18 protein-coding genes and 2 pseudogenes are annotated in these 18,021 nt (G+C 71.0%); 14 read left to right on the forward strand and 6 right to left on the reverse strand.

What is annotated here, in order from left to right:
* Positions 1-21 precede the first annotated feature (21 nt).
* The 3 genes from murC to OG246_RS39775 all read right to left on the reverse strand — a co-directional run bounded on the left by murC (position 22) and on the right by OG246_RS39775 (position 3,002).
* Complete coding sequence (murC, locus tag OG246_RS39765) at positions 22-1,407, reverse strand: UDP-N-acetylmuramate--L-alanine ligase (protein WP_266474094.1); 1,386 nt, start codon at positions 1,405-1,407, stop codon at positions 22-24.
* A gap of 193 nt (positions 1,408-1,600) precedes the next feature.
* On the reverse strand, positions 1,601-2,074 hold the full coding sequence (locus tag OG246_RS39770) for an indole-3-glycerol phosphate synthase (RefSeq protein WP_266474096.1): 474 nt from the start codon (positions 2,072-2,074) through the stop codon (positions 1,601-1,603).
* Between the two features lie 133 nt (positions 2,075-2,207).
* Complete coding sequence (locus tag OG246_RS39775; protein WP_266474097.1) at positions 2,208-3,002, reverse strand: pyrimidine reductase family protein; 795 nt, start codon at positions 3,000-3,002, stop codon at positions 2,208-2,210.
* A 37-nt stretch (positions 3,003-3,039) separates the two neighbouring features.
* Here OG246_RS39775 and zapE point away from each other — a divergent pair, with 37 nt between their 5' ends.
* The 6 genes from zapE to OG246_RS39805 all read left to right on the forward strand — a co-directional run bounded on the left by zapE (position 3,040) and on the right by OG246_RS39805 (position 9,232).
* Positions 3,040-4,140: a cell division protein ZapE gene (gene zapE, locus OG246_RS39780; protein WP_266474098.1), complete on the forward strand. Its 1,101-nt coding sequence runs from the start codon at positions 3,040-3,042 to the stop codon at positions 4,138-4,140.
* A gap of 134 nt (positions 4,141-4,274) precedes the next feature.
* On the forward strand, positions 4,275-4,619 hold the full coding sequence (locus OG246_RS39785) for a hypothetical protein (RefSeq protein ID WP_266474099.1): 345 nt from the start codon (positions 4,275-4,277) through the stop codon (positions 4,617-4,619).
* A gap of 73 nt (positions 4,620-4,692) precedes the next feature.
* Positions 4,693-5,271, forward strand: a complete 579-nt coding sequence (locus OG246_RS39790) for a carbonic anhydrase (RefSeq protein ID WP_266474100.1) — start codon at positions 4,693-4,695, stop codon at positions 5,269-5,271.
* Between the two features lie 8 nt (positions 5,272-5,279).
* Positions 5,280-6,734, forward strand: a complete 1,455-nt coding sequence (locus OG246_RS39795) for a SulP family inorganic anion transporter (RefSeq protein ID WP_266474102.1) — start codon at positions 5,280-5,282, stop codon at positions 6,732-6,734.
* A gap of 111 nt (positions 6,735-6,845) precedes the next feature.
* The gene (locus OG246_RS39800) at positions 6,846-7,760 is read left to right on the forward strand and encodes a slipin family protein (protein WP_266474104.1); all 915 of its coding nucleotides are present in this window, start codon (positions 6,846-6,848) and stop codon (positions 7,758-7,760) included.
* A gap of 89 nt (positions 7,761-7,849) precedes the next feature.
* Complete coding sequence (locus OG246_RS39805; protein ID WP_266474106.1) at positions 7,850-9,232, forward strand: PhoX family protein; 1,383 nt, start codon at positions 7,850-7,852, stop codon at positions 9,230-9,232.
* A 410-nt stretch (positions 9,233-9,642) separates the two neighbouring features.
* Here the strand turns inward: OG246_RS39805 and OG246_RS39810 are convergent, their stop codons facing one another.
* The gene (locus OG246_RS39810; RefSeq protein WP_266470583.1) at positions 9,643-10,794 is read right to left on the reverse strand and encodes an IS4 family transposase; all 1,152 of its coding nucleotides are present in this window, start codon (positions 10,792-10,794) and stop codon (positions 9,643-9,645) included.
* A gap of 132 nt (positions 10,795-10,926) precedes the next feature.
* Here OG246_RS39810 and OG246_RS39815 point away from each other — a divergent pair.
* From OG246_RS39815 to OG246_RS39830, 4 genes and pseudogenes are all read left to right on the forward strand, one after another.
* Positions 10,927-11,178, forward strand: a pseudogene (locus tag OG246_RS39815) (His/Gly/Thr/Pro-type tRNA ligase C-terminal domain-containing protein); the annotation flags it as partial.
* Positions 11,179-11,319: 141 nt separating this feature from the next.
* Positions 11,320-12,156, forward strand: a complete 837-nt coding sequence (locus OG246_RS39820) for a PPK2 family polyphosphate kinase (RefSeq protein WP_266475033.1) — start codon at positions 11,320-11,322, stop codon at positions 12,154-12,156.
* A 119-nt stretch (positions 12,157-12,275) separates the two neighbouring features.
* Entirely contained in the window at positions 12,276-13,121 is an 846-nt protein-coding gene (locus OG246_RS39825) for a polysaccharide deacetylase family protein (protein WP_266474107.1), read from the forward strand.
* A gap of 31 nt (positions 13,122-13,152) precedes the next feature.
* Positions 13,153-13,344 (forward strand): hypothetical protein, encoded by a 192-nt coding sequence (locus OG246_RS39830; RefSeq protein WP_266474109.1) that lies wholly within the window; start codon positions 13,153-13,155, stop codon positions 13,342-13,344.
* Here the strand turns inward: OG246_RS39830 and OG246_RS39835 are convergent.
* Positions 13,336-14,007, reverse strand: a complete 672-nt coding sequence (locus OG246_RS39835) for an ABC transporter (RefSeq protein WP_266474111.1) — start codon at positions 14,005-14,007, stop codon at positions 13,336-13,338. The two genes, OG246_RS39830 and OG246_RS39835, sit on opposite strands and share 9 nt — an antisense overlap.
* Before the next feature lie 431 nt (positions 14,008-14,438).
* Positions 14,439-15,275: pseudogene (locus OG246_RS39840) on the reverse strand (ATP-binding cassette domain-containing protein); the annotation flags it as partial.
* Between the two features lie 71 nt (positions 15,276-15,346).
* Here OG246_RS39840 and OG246_RS39845 point away from each other — a divergent pair.
* The 4 genes from OG246_RS39845 (at position 15,347) to OG246_RS39860 (ending at position 17,994) form a co-directional block, all read left to right on the forward strand.
* Entirely contained in the window at positions 15,347-16,096 is a 750-nt protein-coding gene (locus OG246_RS39845; protein WP_266474112.1) for an aminoacyl-tRNA hydrolase, read from the forward strand.
* Positions 16,097-16,165: 69 nt separating this feature from the next.
* On the forward strand, positions 16,166-16,810 hold the full coding sequence (locus OG246_RS39850; protein WP_266474113.1) for a TetR/AcrR family transcriptional regulator: 645 nt from the start codon (positions 16,166-16,168) through the stop codon (positions 16,808-16,810).
* A 117-nt stretch (positions 16,811-16,927) separates the two neighbouring features.
* Positions 16,928-17,338 carry a hypothetical protein gene (locus OG246_RS39855; RefSeq protein WP_266474114.1) on the forward strand — a complete coding sequence of 137 codons (411 nt, stop codon included), beginning with the start codon at positions 16,928-16,930 and terminating at the stop codon, positions 17,336-17,338.
* A complete protein-coding gene (locus OG246_RS39860; protein ID WP_266474115.1) occupies positions 17,335-17,994 on the forward strand; it encodes a TIGR03086 family metal-binding protein in 660 nt (219 codons plus the stop codon). The genes OG246_RS39855 and OG246_RS39860 overlap by 4 nt, the downstream gene beginning before the upstream one ends.
* The last annotated feature ends 27 nt before the right edge of the window (positions 17,995-18,021 follow it).

Raw genomic sequence — 18,021 nt, forward strand, 5'->3', positions numbered from 1 at the left:
AACCCCTCACAGACGGTACGGCTACTTCGACAGGCGGGTCAGGATCTCCGGACCGAGGTCCGTGACGTCGCCCGCGCCCATGGTGAGAACGAGATCACCGGGCTTCGTCATTCCCTCGATCGCCGCCGGCACCTCCGCCTTGTCGTGGACCGGCGTCACATCCGCGCCCGCGGCCCGCGCCGCCTGGATGATCAGCTCGCTGGTGACGCCCGGGATCGGGTCCTCGCGGGCCGGGTAGATGTCCAGGACGACCGAGGCGTCCGCCAGGGACAGGGCCTCGCCCATCTCCTTGCCCAGTTCCTGGGTCCGGGAGAACAGGTGCGGCTGGAAGACGACCAGGATGCGGCCGGAGGCACCCGCGCGCATCGCCTCCAGGTCCGCCGTCATCTCGGTCGGGTGGTGCGCGTACGAGTCGACGACCTGGACGCCGGCCTCCTCGCCCTTGAGCTGGAGGCGGCGCTTCACGCCCGTGTAGGAGGCGAGCGCGGGGGCCAGCTCGGCGGCCGGGACACCGAGTGCCACGCCGGCGGCCAGCGCCGCGACCGCGTTGTGCGCGTAGTGGCGGCCGGGGACGGAGACCGTGAAGGTGAGCCGTGCGCCGTCCAGCTCGACGGTGACCTCGCTCTTGAGGCCGTGGGGGACGACGGACAGCACACGTACGTCCGCGTCCGCCGACTCGCCGTACGTCACCACACGTACGCGGCCAGGCAGCCGCCGTGTCAGCTCGCGCGTGCCCTCGTTGTCCGCCGAGATCACCAGCGTGCCGCCCTCGGTGACACGGTCCACGAACGTCTCGAAGGACTCGTAGATCTCGTCCATGGACGCGTAGTTGGCGTGGTGGTCAAGCTCCGCGTTGAGGATGATCGCCACCTCGGGCGCGTACTTGTGGAAGCTGCGGTCCGACTCGTCGGCCTCGGCGACGAAGATCTCGCCCTCGCCGTGCAGGGCGTTGGATCCGGGGGCGTCGAGGTCGCCGCCGATCGCGTACGAGGGCTTCAGCCCCAGCGTCGAGAGCGACACGGCCAGCATCGAGGTCGTCGTCGTCTTGCCGTGGGTCCCCGCGACCGCGATCGGGCGCAGGCCGTCCATCAGGCGGGCAAGGGCGTCCGAACGGTGGACCACCGGAATGCCGAGCTCCGCGGCACGGGCCAGCTCCGGGTTGTCCGCGCGGATCGCGGAGGAGACGACGACGCAGGTGGCGTCGGCGGCGAGATGGCCGGCCGCGTGCCCGATGTGCACCGTCGCACCCAGCGCGCGCAGCGCCTCGGCGGTCGCGGACTCCTTCGCGTCACTCCCCGCCACCTCGGCACCCCGCTGCGCGAGGATCTTCGCGATGCCCGACATCCCGGCGCCGCCGATACCAATGAAGTGCGGTCGGTCCATGGCGGTAGGAAGGCCGGGTGCCATGCGTGTTTCTCCCAAGATCCGGTACGACGATGAGCCCCCAGCCTATTCCGTACAACGCTGGGCACCTGTCAAGGGGCGCCGGCGAAGACGCCGGTAAGGGGCGCGGGGAACTGCGCGACCAGCCACAACGCACCCGCACCCCGAAACGCACCGAACCCCCACGCCGCCCCCGGCCAAGCCCAGCGGCATGCGGCTACGCCTTGCTGTGCGAGAACAGCTTCAGCACCGGCACCCCCACCTTGTGCCGAGCCCGAGACGCCCAGTCCCGGTGGAAGAACTCCTCCACATAGTGGGGATCGGTCAGCACGATGACCTCATCCGCGTCGATCTCCTCGACCAGGCCCTTCAGCACGTCCAGCGGGTGGTCCTCGATGAGCCGCCCCTCGGCCTGGTTGCCGGTAGCCCGCAGCGCCAACAGCGACACGTCGAGGGCCTGCTGCCCCTGACCGGCGGCGTCGTCGCCCTCGGGGGTCTCGTCCTCGTGAGCCGCCTCGTCCAGCTCGCCGAGCGCGACGTCGTCGATGGCCCTCAGCAGCCGGTCCGCCTGGTCACCCCGGGGCTGGAGCAGCACGTGGAAGGCGACGGACTCGTCACCGTGCAAGGTGGTGACGAACTCCACGTCGTCGGACGTCAGGGCCTTCTCGATCATCAATACGCTTGTGAACACGACAGGCGCCCTTCTCCTCCGTGGGCCGTTCCCAGGCCCCTGCGGAAACCATCCTGCCCCGTAACCGCACGGGGTCTGCGAAATTCAGTGTGCCCCGCCGAAGAAAAACGGAACGGGGTATTCCGCCGACTTGTCAGGACCGACGGTATCGGGCGTAGAGGAACCCGGCCTCTTCCAGCAAGGACGCCAGTTCGAACCGTTTCGGAACAGCGATCGACGGGCCTCCGGCGATGCGCTGCGCGTCTCCCGCGGTGAGCGTCGGGGAGACCGTGAGACAGAGCTCGTCGAGCACCCCGGCCGCGATCAGCTGGCCCAGCAGGCGCGGGCCGCCCTCTGTCAGCAGCCGTGTCATACCGAGGTCGCCGAGCGCGCGTACGGCCCGGGCGGGGTCCACGCCCGGGCCGTCCCCCGCGATCACCACCCGCGCGCCCGCCTTCTCGGCGGCCGCGACCCGGTCCGGGGCCGCCCCGGCGCCGGTCAGGACCAGCGTGGGCACCTCGGGCGAGACGAAAAGCGGAAGCGAGAAGTCCAGGTCGAGACTGGCGGTGACGATCGCGATCGCGGGCGCCGTGCTCTGCCCTGCCGCCTCCCTCCGCTCCGCGAAGGCCGCACGCGCGCGTGCCGGACGGTAACCCTCCTGGCGTACCGTTTCCGCACCCACCAGGACGACGTCCGCCAGTGCGCGCAGCACTCCGAAGATCCGCATGTCGGTGGCGCCGGAGATGGCCTGGGACCGCCCGTCGTGCTGGGCGGCGCCGTCCAGCGTCGACACCATGTTGGCGCGCAGCCAGGGCTCACGGACCTCGGGGTAGGCGTACGCCTCCGCCAGCTCGTCGAGCTCCCACTCCCGGTCCGTCACATCCGCATCCGGTGCCCCGCCGGAGGCCTGGGCTGCTGTTTCGTAGGTCACAGGGAACAGGCGTCGCATGACGTGCAGTGTGGCACGGCCCTTAGAGTGGGGAACCGTGTCGACCTCCACCACCTCCGCCGGGTTCGGTCCGATAGCCGAAGCGACCCCGCTGTCCCTGTGCGCCCGCGAGCCGCACGTCCCCGCGGACCGGCTCGTCGCCGAGATGGTGCCGCCGCCGCGCTTCGACTCGGTCCGCTTCGCCACGTACATCCCGGACCCGAACCAGCCGAGCCAGCCCGAGGCCGTACGGGTCCTCAGCGGCTTCGCGGCCGGTCTGGGCGGGGCACACGCCGCGGGCTCGGGCAGGCGCAGGCTGTTCGGCTTCGGGAAGGCCGCCAAGCAGGCCCCCGCAGGCCCGCGCGGCGTCTATCTGGACGGCGGCTACGGCGTCGGCAAGACCCATCTGCTGGCCTCCCTGTGGCACGCGACCCCCGCCGAGCCCGAGCTCAAGGCCTTCGGCACGTTCGTGGAGCTGACGAACCTGGTCGGCGCGCTCGGCTTCCAGAAGACCGTGCAGACGCTGAGCGGCCACCGGCTGCTGTGCATAGACGAGTTCGAGCTCGACGACCCCGGCGACACCGTCCTCGTCTCCACCCTGCTCGGCAAGCTGGTCGACGCGGGCGTGGCGCTCGCGGCCACCTCGAACACGCTGCCGGGCAAGCTCGGCGAGGGCCGGTTCGCGTCCGCCGACTTCCTGCGCGAGATCCAGGGCCTGTCCGCGCACTTCCGTCCACTGCGCATCGACGGCGAGGACTACCGCCACCGCGGGCTGCCCGAGGCCCCGGCGCCGTTCTCCGACGAGCAGGTCACCAAGGCGGCGTACGCCACCGAAGGCGCGTCCCTCGACGACTTCCCGCACCTGCTCGACCACCTCGCGCGCGTCCACCCGAGCCGCTACGGCGCTCTGACCGACGGTCTCAAGGCCGTCTGCCTCACCGACGTCCAGCCGATACCGGACCAGTCGACGGCGCTGCGCCTCGTGGTGCTCGCGGACCGGCTGTACGACCGCGAGGTGCCGGTGCTCGCCGCCGGAATGCCTTTCGACAAGCTGTTCAGCGAGGAGATGCTGAACGGCGGCTACCGCAAGAAGTACTTCCGCGCGATCTCCCGGCTCACCGCGCTGGCACGGGATGCCAAGGGGCTCGTGAAGGACTGATTCCCGCCACGCCCCCTCCTACTTTCGGGCTCTCTTCAGGGCGAAACGTAAAGTTAACCCTGCAAACAACTGGCCGCGTTAACGTAGATCTTGACGCTGACTGTTGACGTGTGTGAGCAGCCGGGAGGGGGCTCATGTTCCGAGGTACGAAGGCCCGAACCCTGTTCGTGGTACTCGCCACCGTCCTGATGAGCCTTCAGTTCTTCGCTCCCACACAGGTGTTCGCTTCTGCGCAGAAGAGTGAGGTCGCCTCCTGCGGCGAGTCCGAGCACCAGCAGAAGCAGAAGGTGGCGCCGGCACTCCGGTCCCGCGACCGCAGCCGTGACGAGGACCTCGTACCCGAAGCGCCCGCCCGCGCCCTGCTGGCGAGCGACCCGGCGGCCGGTCATCCCCTCGTCCCGCCCCGCGAGACCTCCGTTCGCACGTCCAGATCATCAACCGGCCATTCCCCCGCGGCACTTCAGGTCTTCCGCTGCTGAGCGGAGCGCATCCCCCCACGCTCCGTTCTTGTAAGCCGACGCGCCATCGAGGCGCGCCAGGAGGAACTGACACATGCAGCCCCTCATCGATCACGCCCGCGCGCACGGACAGCGCCCCGAGCGGTTCGCCCAGCTGGCCCAAGGCCAGTCCCCCCAGGTCCTGTTCATCACCTGCTCCGACTCCCGTGTCGTCCCCGCGCTGATCACCGGCGCCCGCCCCGGCGAGCTCTTCGAGCTGCGCACCGCGGGCAACATCGTCCCGCCGTACGTCCCCGGGCGGCCGACCGCCGAAGCCGCCACCGTCGAGTACGCGGTGGACGTGCTCGGTGTCTCCGAGATCGTGGTCTGCGGCCACTCCCACTGCGGTGCCGTCGGCGCGCTGGTGCGCGGCGACGACCTGACCGCCGTACCCGCCGTGCGCGACTGGCTCGCCCAGGCCGAACCGCCGTCCGGCGCGGCACACGACGACCCGGCCGTCGCCGACGCGGTGCAGAACCACGTCCGCGCGCAAATGCTCAGGCTCCGCGCGTACCCGTGTGTGGAACGGGCCCTGACGGCAGGTCAACTGCGCCTGCACGGCTGGTACTACGAGGTCCACACCGGCGCCGTACAGGCGCACAGGGCGGACACCGGCACCTTCGAGGCGCTGTGATCGACGCGATGAAACTCCCCCACCTGCGGCAGGACTTCGCCGCGTCCGTCGTCGTGTTCCTCGTCGCCCTTCCCCTGTGTGTGGGCGTCGCCGTCGCCTCCGGAGTCCCGGCCGAACTCGGCCTGGTCACCGGCATCGTGGGCGGTCTCGTCACCGGGCTGATGCGCGGCAGCAGCCTTCAGGTGTCCGGGCCGGCCGCGGGGCTGACCGTGCTGGTCTTCGAGGCCGTGCGGGAGTACGGCCTCGCCGTGCTCGGAGTCGTTGTACTCACCACGGGCGTACTCCAACTCCTCATGGGGGCCCTGAAGTTGGGGCGCTACTTCCGGGCCATCTCGGTGGCCGTCGTCGAAGGCATGCTGGCCGGGATCGGTCTCGTCCTGATCGCGGGCCAGCTCTACTCGATGGCCGGCCTGAAGGCGCCGGCCTCCGGTCTGGGCAAGCTCGCCGGGCTGCCGGCGGCGCTCGTCGACGCCGCACGCAGCCCCGAGGCGCTGGCATCGGTCGCGCTCGGCGCGGGGACCGTCCTCGTCCTCGTGCTGTGGAAGCTGCTGCCACGGCGGGTCCGTACGGTACCGGCGGCGCTCGGCGCGGTCGCGCTGGCCACCCTCGCCTCGGCGGCGTTCGGCCTGCCCGTGGCCAAGGTCGAGGTGCGGGGGCTGCTCGGCTCGGTCCAGCTGCCGACTCTCGACGCCCTCGGGGAACTCGGACACGTCGGTGTGCTCGGCACGGTCCTCGCCTTCACCCTGATCGCCTCCGCCGAGTCGCTGTTCAGCGCGGCGGCCGTGGACCGGCTGCACGACGGGCCGCGGACGGAGTACGACAAGGAGCTGATGGCGCAGGGCGCGGGCAACACCGTCTGCGGGCTGCTCGGCGCGCTGCCGATGACCGCGGTGATCGTACGCAGTGCGGCGAACGTCCAGGCGGGCGCGCGGACGAAGGCGTCCCGGGTCCTGCACGGCGTGTGGCTGCTGCTGTTCGCGGCGCTGCTGCCGGCCGCGCTCGGCGTCATTCCGCTGCCGGCCCTCGCGGGCATCCTGGTGTACGCGGGCTGGAAGCTGATCCCGCTGCGCGAGATCGCGTCGCTGTGGCGCGAGCACCGGGGAGAGGCGCTGATCCTCGTCGTCACCGCGGTGTCGATCGTCGCCGTGAGCATGTTCGAGGGGGTTCTGATCGGGCTCGCGCTGGCCGTCGCGAAGACGGCGTGGGAGGCCTCGCACGTGCGCCTCGACGTCATAGACAAGGGAGCCGGGCCCGTCCAGGCGCACCTGTCGGGCAATGCGACCTTCCTGCGGCTCCCGAAGATCCTCGACAGCCTGGAGGCACTGCCGCAGGACCGGCCCATCGAGCTGGACCTCTCCGGCCTGCACCACCTGGACCACGCCTGCCGGACCGCGCTGGAGACCTGGTCGGCCCGGCACAGCGCGGCAGGGACCGACCCGGTGAAGGTCACCTCGGGGTCCTGACCGGGGGCCGGTGTGCGGATCAACGGGGCTGGGCTCGCTTCCTCGCGGGCCCAGCCCTGCGACGTACAGTGGACATATTGGTCATACTGGGCGGCTCGAAAGGGGGTCGCAATGCTCGAGGAGCTGCTGGTCGCGGGCGCGGCGGTCGCTTCCGCGGGGGTGGTGTACGTCGCTGCGGCGGCCCGGGTCATCAAGCAGTACGAGCGAGGCGTGGTCCTCCGGCTCGGGCGGCTCGCCGGAGAGGTGCGCGCCCCGGGGTTCACCATGGTCGTCCCGGGCGTCGACAAGCTGCACAAGGTCAATATGCAGATCGTGACGATGCCGGTGCCGGCACAGGACGGCATCACCAGGGACAACGTCACGGTCCGAGTGGACGCCGTCATCTACTTCAAGGTGATCGACGCCGCCGACGCCGTCATCCAGGTCGAGGACTACCGCTTCGCGGTCTCGCAGATGGCACAGACATCGCTCCGCTCGATCATCGGCAAGAGCGATCTCGACGATCTGCTCTCCAACCGCGAAAAGCTCAACCAGGGCCTGGAGTTGATGATCGACAGCCCGGCGATGGGCTGGGGTGTGCAGATCGACCGCGTCGAGATCAAGGATGTGTCCCTGCCGGAGACCATGAAACGCTCGATGGCCCGGCAGGCCGAGGCCGACCGTGAGCGCCGCGCCCGGATCATCAACGCCGACGCGGAACTTCAGGCGTCCAAGAAGCTGGCGGAGGCCGCCGGGGTGATGTCCGAGCAGCCCGCGGCGCTCCAACTGCGCCTGCTGCAGACGGTGGTGGCGGTCGCGGCCGAGAAGAACTCCACGCTCGTACTGCCCTTCCCGGTGGAGCTGCTGCGGTTCCTGGAGCGGGCGCAACAGGGGCAGCCGGCGGTTGAGCAGTCGGCACCCCCGAGGTCCGAGAAGCCACAGGTCACGGCCGAGGTCGAGGTCACGGCTGAGGTCGACGCCGAGAAGCCCGAGATCGAGTCGGGGATCCCCGAGGCCGAGCCCGGAAAGCCCGAAGCCGACTTGTGACACCTGCTACGCGCGTGGTTCCGGCCTCCTCGCCCCCGTGATACACACAGGCGGGTCACAGTCCTGTCCGCCAACAGGAAGGTTGCCCCATGCCAGAAAACGTTCGCTCCGCGACACGTCGTCAGATGCTCGCCCGCACAGGTGTGTTGAGCGCGTCGATCGCCTTCGCCGGCAGCCTCGGCGAACTCTTCGCGGGCACCGCCGCCGCGCAGGGCCTCGGCCACAGCGGCTACGGCCCCCTGGTCCCCGACCCGAACGGACTGCTCGACCTGCCGGAAGGTTTCCGCTACCGGGTGCTGTCCCGCGAGGGCGACCAGCTCCGCTCCGGGGAGGGCCTGGTACCGAGCAACCACGACGGCATGTCGGCCTTCGCGGGCAGACACGGCCGCGTCCACCTGGTCCGCAACCACGAGAACCGCAACACCGCCAGGATCCCGGTCCCGACGATCGAGAGCCTGACGTACGACCCGATGGGCAAGGGCGGCTGTACGGCGCTGACCCTGGACAGCCGCAACCGCGTCCTGTCCGAACGGGTCGCCATCGCCGGAACCGCGGTCAACTGCGCGGGCGGGCCCACCCCTTGGGGCACATGGCTGACCTGCGAGGAGACCGAGGAGAAGGCGGGCACCAACGGCTACACCAAGGACCACGGATTCATCTTCGAGGTCGATCCGGTGGATCCCCGTCGCACGGGGGCCGTCCCGCTCACGGCGATGGGCCGCTTCCAGCACGAGGCGATCGCCGTCGACCCGTGGCGGGGCATCGTCTACGAGACCGAAGACGCGTTCCTCACACCCTTCGGTCTGTTCTACCGCTTCCTCCCCAACAAGCCTGAGGGCGGCATCGGTTCACTGCGCGCGGGAGGCAGACTCCAGGCGATGCGCGTCCCCGGCATACCGGACCTCTCCTCCATCCAGGAGACCGGCGCGACCTTCGACGGCATCGAGTGGGTGGACGTCCCGGACCCGCTCGCCGCCCAAACCCCCATCCGGCTCCAGGACTTCGGCCCGAAGGGCATCACGCACGCCCAGAAGCTGGAGGGCTGCTACTGGGGCGGAAAGTCCGTGTACTTCGTCTCGTCCTTCGCACACAGCGCGGAGGGCTCGGCCGCGGACCACTTCGGCCAGATCTGGCGCTACGACCCGTCGACCCGCCGCCTCACGCTCGTGATCGTCTTCGGCCCGGACACCGACGTACAACTCCCCGGCGAGTCCCCGGACAACATCTGCCTCGCACCGAGCGGCGGCCTCATGGTGTGCGAGGACGGCAACGGTGCGCAGCATGTGTACGGCGTGACCCGCAAGGGCGAGGTGTACGCCATGGCCCGCGGCGCCCAGAACATCGGCACCCCGGAGGCGCCCGAGTGGGGCGAGTTCGCGGGCGTCACCTTCTCGCCGGACGGCGAGACGATGTACGTGAACTGCTATACGCCCGGGACGACGTTCGCGGTGACGGGACGTTGGCGCAACTGAGCGCCCCCTAGGGCCTGTCTGGCAATTCCCGTCTGCCCCGCGACGCCATGCACGCACTCTCGCCGCACCGGGCGCAGACCCAAGTACGTCCAGTACGAGGGTCTACGCCCGGCACGCCGAGAGCACGCACCTGACGCCGCGAGGCCGCCCTCCGGGCGACGACGGGAATTGCCAGACAGGCCCTAGAGGCAATGCCGTTGCGTTATGGGCCTGTGGGTTGGGGTCGTTTGATGAGGATGGCCTGGGTGCCGGTGCGGGTGGGCTGGGGCCAGTGACGGTGTTCAGCCCGTTTGAGCCAGTAGTTGGACATCTTTCGTTTGACAACACGGGGCTGGCTGCGCAGGCGTCTGGCGGGAAGGAGCCTTTCCAGCAGGTCTTCCTGGAGTAATCGCAAGGCCTGGACCAGGAGGTCAGGGGGAAAAGCTGCCGGGCGTAACGGTCACACTGCGGCGAGCGGAGCGCAGAGTCTCGGTGAAGGAGACGCGGTCGGGGTCGAGTTGGCGGGTGGCCGCGGTTCTGAGCATCAGCTCCCGCAGTGCATGGTGGACCAGGAGATGGGCCCAGATCTGTTGCAGGACACCGTCGGGTGTCTTGCTGCTGAGGACCACCTTCGCGCCGCGCTGGTGGGTTTTGATCTCGGCGAAGACGGATTCGATCTCCCAGCGTTCGCGGTAGAGGGCGGCCAGTTGCCGGGCCGGATAGCGGCGGGCGTCCAGGAGAGTGGTGATCAGGCGGTAGTCCTGGGCCGTGTCTTTGAGCTGGTAGGCCAGGACACGCACGGTGACCGGGTCGCGGTGGGAGGCGTCGGTGCCGGCATGGATGCGTGAGATCCAGGACCCGTCGCGCAGTGGCCTGTCGATGGGCAGGACACGGTTGGCGGGCACCCGCCACAGCAGGTCGGCGCCGGTGGCGGTGAAGGCCTGCCACAGTGGGACGCCGAGGAACTCGCGGTCGGCCAGCACGAGTTGGCCTGGCCCGCAGGAGCGGGGCAGGCGGCCCACCAGGGTCACTTCCCCGGTGCGGCAGCCGGCGAGTTCGGCGTCCAGCACCGCATGGCTGCCCACCTCCACCAAGGCGGCCATCCGCACCTGCACAAAGGCACTCCGGCCGGTCCCACGACCGTTGCCGGGACGGCCGAAGGCCGCTTGATTGGCCTCACTGTCGGCGGCATCCCAGCAGGTCCCGTCCACCGCCAGAACCCGCAAGCCCCGCCAGAACGCCCCCGGAGTCGCCTCGGTGGCCATCGGCTTCGCGGTCGTGGCGAACAGCACCCGCAGCGGCTCGGATCCCAGCCGCTGCCGGGCCCGAAACAGTGACGACTTCGCCGGAACGTGCCAGTCACCCAGCAGTCCCAGACCGCGAAGCCCCGCGACCAAGTGCCGCATCACTTCTAGATACGGGGCGGGAGAGAACAGCGCCAGCCCCAGCACGAAGTACACCACCAGCCGGGCGGGCAGCAGCCGCTTACGCCGCTCGGACCGGCCACACGCTGCCACCACCCGATCCACCAACCCCGGCGGATACACCCAGGTCAACAGCCCCAGACCCGATAAGTCAGACACACTCGCGGCCACCCGCATCACCCCCGGGACCCACTCCCAACCAGCCTACGCCCAAGGCAAAAGCAACGGCATTGGCCCTAGAGGTCATTGGCGCCCGCCCGCAGAAAATGCCGCGCCCGCCCCGGTGACCAGGGACTCCGGGCCCACCTGGCCGGCCCCGAGCAGGGCACTCTGGGCGCCCGCGTCCGCGCCGCCCGGCTCGTCCCGTACCAGGCGGTGATCGGACCCAGGGAGGCGGCCGACGACCAGGTCGCCCTGCGCCTGCGCGACGGCCGCCTCCTCGACGCCCTGCCCGCCGCCGAGGTCCTGCGCGGCATCGGAATGATGATCGATGCCCGCAGCACCGACCTGATCGACCAGATGCCCGCGCTTCGCGGCAAGTAGCGAACAGCAGCCCTCCACCGCACCATCGAGGGACACGGCCGGAAGGGGCACGCGGTGCCGAAGAAGGACGCCAAGACAGACAGCAAGAAGAAGGACGGCGGGCGGGACGAAGAACGACCGAAGCCCGCAGGGGCACCCGCGCTGCTCCGCGAGCTGCTGCGCGTCCCGGGCGGCACCGGAGTCGACCTCTCCTCGTACGCGGCCGACGCGACGCCCGCCGGCCCGCGCGACAAGGCCGCAGGGCTCGCCGCCACCGCCCTGATGGGCGAACACCTCGCCGACCTGCAGGAACGCCTGTGGGCCGCGAGTACGGCGGGTGACCGGCGGCGCGTTCTCCTGGTCCTCCAGGGCATGGACACCAGCGGCAAGGGCGGCACGGTCAAGCACGTCATCGGGCTGTTCAACCCCTCCGGCTGCCGCATCCGGGCCTTCAAGGCACCGACCCCCGAAGAGCGGAAGCACTCCTTCCTCTGGCGGATCAGGAAGGCGCTTCCGGAGCCCGGCGAGATCGGCATCTTCGACCGCTCTCACTACGAGGACGTCCTGATCGCCCGCGTCCGCGAACTGGCCCCACCCGAGGAGATCGACCGCCGCTACGCCGAGATCAACCGCTTCGAGAAGACCCTCACGGACGACGGCGTCACCGTCGTGAAGGTCTTCCTCCACATCTCCTACGAACAGCAGCGCCGCCGCCTCCTCGAACGCCTCGACAACCCCGACAAACACTGGAAGTTCAACGTCGGCGACATCGAGGAGCGCACACTGTGGCCCGCGTACCAAAGGGCGTACGAGATCGCCATCGAGCGCTGCTCCACGCCGGAGGCCCCCTGGTACCTGGTCCCCGCCGACCGCAAGTGGTACCGGAACTGGGCGATCAGCAAGCTCCTCCTGGAACACCTTGAGGCCCTCGACCCGCAGTACCCCAAGGCGGACTTCGATGTGGAGGAGAGCCGGAGGCGGCTGCTGAAGGACGGCTGAGCCTCCGCGAGGCGGAGACCTGGTAGTCGCTCACCTGGGCGGGTGAGTTCGCCGCCGCATTCGCCGGACGCCAGCGCGCGATGGGCGATTAGTCGCATTTACCCGCTTATCTTCACGCGGTGACCATTCTTGTACGACGAATCGCCGCAGCCTGCGCCCTGGGCGCCGCGCTCGCCGCCTGCGGGGCCCCGAACACCCCACACGCCGCCCGCCAAGGGCAACCCGCTCCCGCCAGCGCCACGGCATCAGAGCCCCCGACACTCGCCCCCGGCCCCGCCGGACTGACCCCCGTCTTCAAGAACGGCCCGCGGACGCGGGACAAGACCGTCGCGCTGACCTTCGACGCGGACATGACCGCCGATCAAGGGGCGCGGGCGGCGGCAGGGGAGCACTTCGACAATCCGCGGCTGATCTCGACGCTGCGGGCGTACAAGGTGCCGGCCACCGTGTTCATGACGGGGCGGTGGGCGGACGAGTACCCGCAGGAGGCCAGGGCCATCGGGCGGGACCCGCTGTTCGAGGTCGCCAATCACTCGTACAGCCACTACGCCTTCACCGACGACTGCTACGGGCTGCCGACCGTGCCCGAGGACCGGATGCGGTCGGACGTGGAGCGGGCGTTCGCCGCGTTCAAGAAGGCGGGGGTGCCCCGTGCGATGCCGTACTTCCGTTTCCCGGGCGGGTGTTACGACCAACGGGCGCTGCGGACGCTGAGCGCGGCCGGGGTGACCGCGGTGCAGTGGGACGTCGTCAGCGGGGACGCGTTCGCGACGGACGCCGACGCCGTGGCCCAGCAGGTGTTGGAGGGGGTGCGGCCCGGGTCCGTCGTCGTCATGCACTGCACGCGGAGCGCGGCTCCGGCGACCGAGGAGGCGGTGCGGACGATCGTTCCCGAGCTGCGGAAGAAGGGGTACCGCTTCGTGAAGGTGTCGGAGCTGATCGGGGCGGCCGGCCGCCACCGGTAGGCCGTCCCGTGGTCCGCCTTACGCTGGAACCATGAGCGACTACTGCGGCGCCGAGACGGACCCGGCACCCGTGGCACCCACGGCCTCCACGACCGACGGGCCGCCGTTCGCCGAGTGCGTGCTGTGCCGGAAGCCGACGGAGTACCCGGAGTCGTACAAGGGGATCACGCTGTGCCCCGTCTGCGAGTGGCAGGAGGCGCAGCGCACCGCATGCTCAGGCTGACCGGCGGGTGGTGAGTGCGCAGGCCACGGCGAGCGCGCCCGCCGTGAGCAGCGCGGCGGCGGCCAGCGGCAGCAGCGGCGCGGGGACCGTGCCCGCCCGCGAGCCGGTGATCAGGTCGGTGAGGACCGCCTGGGCCGGTGAGCCCGAGGTCACCAGCGTGAGCAGCGCCGCGAGCAGCATCGCGGGGACCGCGCGGCCCGGCGAGCGCAGCAGCGGCCAGGTCGTGAGCGCGCCTACGGCGGTGCCGAGCAGCGCGCACACGAGCGCGGCCAGGAGTCCCGCGCCGCCCGCCGCGACCACCGGCACCTCCTTCTGGTGGTCCGTGCTCGTCGGGTCGCTGATCACCGCGACGAACAGCGTCGACGCGGCCCCGATGAGAACGGCCGCCGACAGCGCGACGAGCAGACAGGCGAGGTGCGCCCGTCCGGGGCCGACCGCCGCGCCCACACAACTCCGCGCCGCGGGCGGCTCGTTGGTGGCACAGATCCGGACGAGCCAGGCGGCCACGGGGAGCACGGCGGCCGCCGAGTAGCCGAGCGAGTCGAGCACCGGCTGCCCGCTCTGAACGCCGATCCCGAGAAAGGCCGCGTACAGGATGAACGGCGGCAGCCAGCGCTGCGAGCGCAGCAGAAGGGCGGCCTGGTAGCGGATCAGGGCGTTCACTGGCGGGGGCCTTCGGGTTGGAGGGGGCGGGCGTCCGGGGATGCGGGCTGTGGGGCCGGTGCGGAGACGCCTGACGCCGTGGGGCGCGACTCGGCGGAACCCGACGCCGACGGGCTGGACTCGACGCCTACAGCCGGCGCGGCAGCAGAGGCGGGCACGCCGGCGCGCGACCCGGCAGAACCCGCCGGCACTGCGCCCGGCGCCGACGGGCTGGACGCGGCGCCTGCAGCGGCATCAGGAACGGGCACCGTGGTGCGCGACTCGGCGCCGTCGCCAGGCGCGGGTGGGCCCTGTTCGCCCCGGTCGGGCGCAACCGAGCCCCGCGCGTCGACGCCCGTTGCGGCCAAGTACCGCACGTCGACGTCCGGTACCGCCGGCGCCCGCACATCACCGTCCGGCGCACCCGCTTCCCCGCAGCCCGGCAACCGCCCCACCCCCACCACATGCCACGGCGGCCGTGCGCCAAGGAGCGACCTGAGCAACACGTCCGAGTGGGACTCGGGTGCGGTGAGGCGGAAGGACCCCGCCGCGGTCCGTTCCACGGACGTCGAGAGCCCCAGCGCCTCGGGGGGAGGTTCCGCGCCCGCCGGGCCCTCGGCCTCCACGACGACGTGCGGGGCCGCCGGAGCGGCCGAAGTGCCCTGTGGCGTACGGAGATCGAGCGCGCCGTCGACGACGGTGTACGTGGCGTCGGGCACCCCCGCCAGCCGCCGCGGGTCGTGGTCGACGAAGACCACCGCGGCGCCGGCGGCGGTACGTTCCGCGACGGCGCGTTCCAGTTCGGCGCGGGCGGCGGTGTCGAGGCCGGTCCAGGCCTCGTCGAGGACGAGGAGTTCCGGCTCGGCGAGCAGTGCCTGGGCGACGGCGACCTTCTGGCTGCTGCCCTTGGACAGCTCCGCCATGGGCGTACGGGCGTACGCGGCGGCGCCGAGGCGTTCCAGCCACTCGTCGGCGGCACGGGCGGCGGCCGGACGCGAGAGGCCGTGGACGGCACCGAGGTGGGTGAGATACCCGGACGCGGTGAAGGGGAGGGCGGCGGGGAAGCGCTCGGGGACGTACGCCGTGCGCGGGCGACCGGTGATCCGGCCCTCGGAGGGCGCGTCGATCCCGGCGAGGAGTCTCAGCAGGGTGGACTTGCCGGTGCCGTTGGCGCCGTCCACGCGGACCAGGGTGCCGGGGGTCACATCGAGGTCGACGCCGCGCAGGACCCAGGGGCCGCGGAGCCCGTAGCGTCGGCCGACGCCCTCCAGCCGCAGATCACCATTCATGGGGGCCATCCTCGCGTGGGCGTACGGGCGCCCGCAGAAGAACCGATCTTCCGCCTGGCAGACTGGAGGGCGTGAGCAGCGACCCGACCGCAGTCGACCCGACCTCCAACGGCGATGGCCCCTTCCGTTCCGAGCGCACCGCGCGCGACGAGGCACCGCAGTACGTGCTGCCTCTGGTCGTGCGCATCGAGAAGGCCGATCCCCCGGCCCGTACCGACGCGCTGGAGACCGCGGCCCGCGCCGTGCTGACCATCCTCAGCGACGAGCGGTCGCTCGGGGACGGCGAGAGCGCCGGCGAGTGGGCGCCGGCGATCCATGACTGGCAGGACGCCAGGATCCGCAAGGTCGTGCGGCGGGCGCGCGGCGCCGAGTGGCGGCGGGCCGAGGCGCTGCCGGGGATCACGGTGACCGGGAAGTCCGCCGAGGTGCGTGTCTTCCCGCCGGTCCCGCTGGACGGCTGGCCCAAGGAACTCGCCAAGCTCCAGGTCTCCGGCACCGACCTCGAAGACCCCGAGCCGCCGATGGACGCCGACCTGGCGGCCCCGGTGCTGTGGCTCAACCCGGACCTCGACATGTCGGCGGGCAAGACGATGGCGCAGGCGGGCCACGGCGCCCAACTCGCCTGGTGGGAACTGTCGGACGAGGAGCGAGCGGCCTGGCGCGACGCCGGCTTCCCGCTCGCCGTCCGTACCGCGGACCCGGCCCGCTGGCGTGAACTCACCACCTCCGGGCTCCCGTTGGTCCGCGACGCGGGCTTCACGGAGATCGCGCCGGGCTCGTACACGGTGGTCGCGGACCATCCGGCGCTGCGCCACGACTGACCGCCGCGCCGACAGCCCGCGCGCCGCGGCTACGCTTGCGGCACATTCACGATGTACGTGGAGGTCACCATGGCCGGGACCCGGCTGGACGGCAGGGTCGAACGCGGCAACCGGACGCGGCAGTTGGTGCTCCGCCGTACCGTCGACATCGCCTCGGTCGAGGGACTCGACGCGCTGTCCGTCGGCCGGCTGGCCACCGAGCTCGAACTCAGCAAGAGCGGGGTCTTCGCGCTCTTCGGTTCCAAGCAGGAGCTCCAGCTCGCGACCGTACGGGAGGCCGCACGCGTCTACGTCGAGCGGATCGTCCGGCCCGCGACCGAGACCCCGGCCGGGATCGACCGGCTCTGGCGGCTGTGCACGCTCTGGCTCGACTACTCCCAGGGCCGGGTCTTCCCGGGCGGCTGCTTCTTCTACGAGGTCGTCGCCGAGTTCGACGCCCGTTCCGGCCCGGTGCACGACGCGGTCGTACGCGCCCAGCGGGACTGGACGGACCACGTGGAGGCCACCATCACGGAGGCCCGCGAACTAGGCGACCTCCACCCCGGCACGGACGCCCCCCAACTCGCCTTCGAACTCGTCGCGTTGATGGAGACGGCCAACGTCGTCTCCGTCCTGCACGACGAGACGACCGCCTACCGAAGGGCCCGCGTCGCCATCGCCTCCCGGCTACGCGTCGCGGCGACGGATCCGTCCCGGGTTCCCGAAGTTCCCTGAGGTCCACCGAAGTTCCTTGAGGGCCGGCTGAAGTTCCTTGATCCGGAGGGCAATTGCCCTTCATGCAAGTTCGCCAAACAAGTAGCACGACCGTTCGCTTAGTTTTATGCTCGGGCCATGCGACGCCAAACGATCCTTCGCTCGCCCTGGCAGCCCGGTCCTGCCGCAGACACCCATCACGGACCCGCGCTGGTGAGCTTCACCGACTTCACCTCCGACACCTTCCGGCGGTCGTGCTCCGTCGCCCTCGACGGGCTCCGGCTGCGCCGCACCTGGCCCAGGACCCCCGGCGCGATCGGCATGTGGCTGTGGGCCGATCCACTGCGGCGGCGCTCGGGCTCCGTGGCCGTCTGGGCCGACGAGGCACGGCTCAAGGAGTTCGTCGGCCGGCCCGACCACATCCGGATCGTGCGCGCGTACCGCGGCCATGGAGTGCTGCGGTCGACGGACTGGGAGACCGCCGGTTTCGACGCGACGGCCACATGGGCGCACGCGCACCACCTGATCACCGGAGGGCACACCGCATGACATCAGCAGCACCGGACATCGTCGCCCTCGACCGGATCGCCGTACACGAGTCGCTCAGGGTCGTGGAGCTGGCGGAGGAGGCGGACTGGGAACGGGACACGCCCTGTGCGGGGTGGACCCTGCGGCAGCTGCTGGCGCACATGGCCGCACAGCACTACGGGTTCGCGGCGGCCGCGCAAGGAGCGGGGAGCGAGGCGGCGTACTGGCGGGAGCCGGAGGACATGAGCGAGCCGGGGCAGACGTACCGGGTAGCGGCCACGGTGGTGCTCACCGCCTTCGCCGAACCGGCAGTCGCTGAGCGGGAGTTCGTACTGCCGGAGCTCGGGGGCGCCTTTCCCGGACGGATGGCCGTCGGCTTCCACTTCATCGACTACGTGGTGCACGCGTGGGACGTGGCCGCCACGCTCGGCGTCGGGCTCGACCTCCCGGGGCACGTCCTGGAGGCGGCGCTAGCCGTCGCGCGGCTGGTACCGAGGGATCCGGCGGGCCGGGGTCCGGGATTCGCCTTCGCTCCGATCCTCGACGTACCGGCCGGGGCGGGCCCCCTCGACGAGGCGTTGCGCCTGCTGGGGCGCGCCCCGGAGAAGTGGCCGCTGACGAGGGCGGACCGGCCGGAGCCGAACATCCAATCGCAAAGAGGTTTGAGTGGAGGCTGAACAACACATCCGTCCCGCACGTACCTC

The sequence above is a fragment of the Streptomyces sp. NBC_00620 genome, assembly GCF_026341825.1.
Taxonomy (GTDB): Bacteria; Actinomycetota; Actinomycetes; order Streptomycetales; family Streptomycetaceae; genus Streptomyces.